The 2,340-nt window shown below is 45.3% G+C and carries 3 protein-coding genes; all 3 read left to right on the top strand.

The features are described from left to right. The first annotated feature begins 170 nt into the window (after positions 1 to 170). Positions 171 to 377 carry a helix-turn-helix transcriptional regulator gene (locus tag L3X40_RS22460; RefSeq protein WP_338331169.1) on the top strand — a complete coding sequence of 69 codons (207 nt, stop codon included), beginning with the start codon at positions 171 to 173 and terminating at the stop codon, positions 375 to 377. A 491-nt stretch (positions 378 to 868) separates the two neighbouring features. After that, entirely contained in the window at positions 869 to 1,669 is an 801-nt protein-coding gene (locus L3X40_RS21590) for a hypothetical protein (protein ID WP_237367385.1), read from the top strand. Between the two features lie 335 nt (positions 1,670 to 2,004). Then, the coding region (locus L3X40_RS21585; RefSeq protein ID WP_237367384.1) for a hypothetical protein at positions 2,005 to 2,340 on the top strand (336 nt) is incomplete at its 3' end.

Below are 2,340 nucleotides of genomic sequence, written 5' to 3'. Positions count from 1 at the left end.
ACTTGCGCTTGCCGCCTCCGCCTGCCGCCCCCGTCCCGGATTACGCCATCACGCAGTCGCCCGGTGAATAAGAGAGGTTAGTTGCTCCAGAGGCATTCGAGGTCAGAATGACTATGATGAACCGGCCTCTTACATCTTAGCTTAGCTGCCTATTTGAAGAGGTTAGAACGGTGCCAAATATTAATCTGAAAGCAGCCAGTGAAGGTGTCCAAGGACGTTTAAGCCGGAACGATGCTGCGACTTATCTGGGCTTTGCACCAAAGACACTTGCTGAATGGCAACGGCTGGGGATGGGGCCGCCAAGCCATAAGGTAGGGGGCAGGCGATTTTACAGGGTAGTCGATCTTAACGCCTATATTCGTGGGGAGGCGAGCTAATGTCTGCAAAATATCCAAGATAGAGGCGGCCTTGTTGGGAATCATCAGTCTTATCGCCCTGATACAAGGCGCTAGAAGCCTCTTAGAGTGGGTTTTGGACTGATATTGGACCCGTCCTACCCATCGCCTCTACATCGATCCTAAGGGCGGATTTTCCTACGGTAAGATTAGAATATTTTCCGCCTGATAGGATTAGAAATCCTTTAAAGGTGTGAATTTATGATTGTCCGGCAGCAAAATGGCCAACTTGATGCCTTTATACGGCATTTTGACCTATTACCGTTAGTATATAAACCAGAGATTACCTATATAACAACGCTACGCTATCACCATGAATGGTGTTAATTACGTTAACTGAAGTTAATTTATTTAAACATTTTTAAATTACTATTTATTACTTAATAGATATAAGTTGTTTATTAATATTAACTTACTGAAATGGATTGCATTTCCGGAGTTTGCCACGGCCTGCATCAATAGCACGCCCTATTGTGAAGAAAGCAGATTCGAAGCGCGATAAATATGGAAGGAAGGTGTCTGGGCTTATCATGGACGTTGATATGTCATGCCCAACGGTCATAGCCCATGCACGCCAAGTGAATGACATCAACGCCTTCATGTCACGGCAACATATTGATCCAGATTGCCACTACGCCTTTCACCGGCTTTTTAATCAAGGGGACGCGGCTGGATTTAACTGGAATAAGGGTGGCAGGCTATATTCGCTTGGTGGCGGCTATCAGAGCTATCCACAGACGGATCGTAAATTAATCAAAATCAATGGTGAGCCTGTAGTGGAAATCGACATCAGGGCCAGCCATTTGACTATTCTTCATGCACTAATGAAAATCCCTTTCGATCCTTCAACCGACCCCTATGGTATTGCCGATTTACCAAGGTCGGTTGTGAAGTCCTGGGTTACCATGACGCTTGGCAATGACAAATTTCAGGAAAAATGGTCCGATGGCGCAAAGGAAAGATTTCAGGAGGAATTTGGCCAGAAATTACAGGCCGAGTACCCGTTGAAAGAGACGAGGACCAAGATTCTTTCCCGTTTGCCGATATTATCAAATTGGGAAACCAGCCCTTATCGCTGGGGTGAGCTTCAATATCTTGAAAGCTGTGCGATCATCGATGCCGTGCATAAGCTGGCGATGGTGCACAAGGTTTGCGCTCTGCCCGTTCACGATTCCCTGATCGTTCCGATTTCCCAACAGGCAATCGCAGAAAAAGTTCTTAAGGAAGAATTCAATCGTCATATAGGTGTTGTTCCTATAATAACTGTAAAATAATATTCTGAAGTTATAAGTGTGAATAAGTGGAATTTAAGTATAAATATTTCATTGTTATAATAACTTCGATTTAGAGACCCGTACAGTGACTATTTTATACTTTGGTAGGCTGGGCCACATAAACTTTCATTTAGGCTTTGTATGGTGCCTTAAATCGACTTTCTGAGGGTATTTTGTATCTTATTTTCTGTTCCGCTTGATAATTTTTCTCCTTTAAGTGTGTCCGGACCCTTTAATAGGGGAATACAAATGTCTTGTGTGCCAAGCTGTCAAATGGATAGGTTGTTGCCGGGTCCGGAACGTCAGTCTTTGACGTTCCCCTAGGGGGGTAGCCGATGTTTAGAGCCAAAACCGTATTGGTAATTGGGGCGGGAGCTAGCGTCGAAGTCGGTTTACCTATGGGGCCAGATCTTCTGAAGCAGATAGTGAAGCTAACCCACATTACCTTTGAGCATTATAGCCAGAAGGATGGCGATCGCGCCATTTATAAGGCGCTGCAGATAATTCTCAATGAGGGTGGTGAAGTCACCAAAATGAACCAGCACCTTCATGCCGCTTGGCAGCTTAGCGAATCTGCAATGCAAGCGCTGTCCATGGCCTGCTGCCGGTTTGGTGGACACCGAGATAAGGTGTTTCCACCTATCGGAGGTCCACAATGCAAAGAAGGAAGT

The sequence above is a fragment of the Rhizorhapis sp. SPR117 genome, assembly GCF_021742065.1.
Note: the sequence above shows the minus strand (reverse complement) of the source record. Positions and strands in the feature narration are given on the sequence as shown.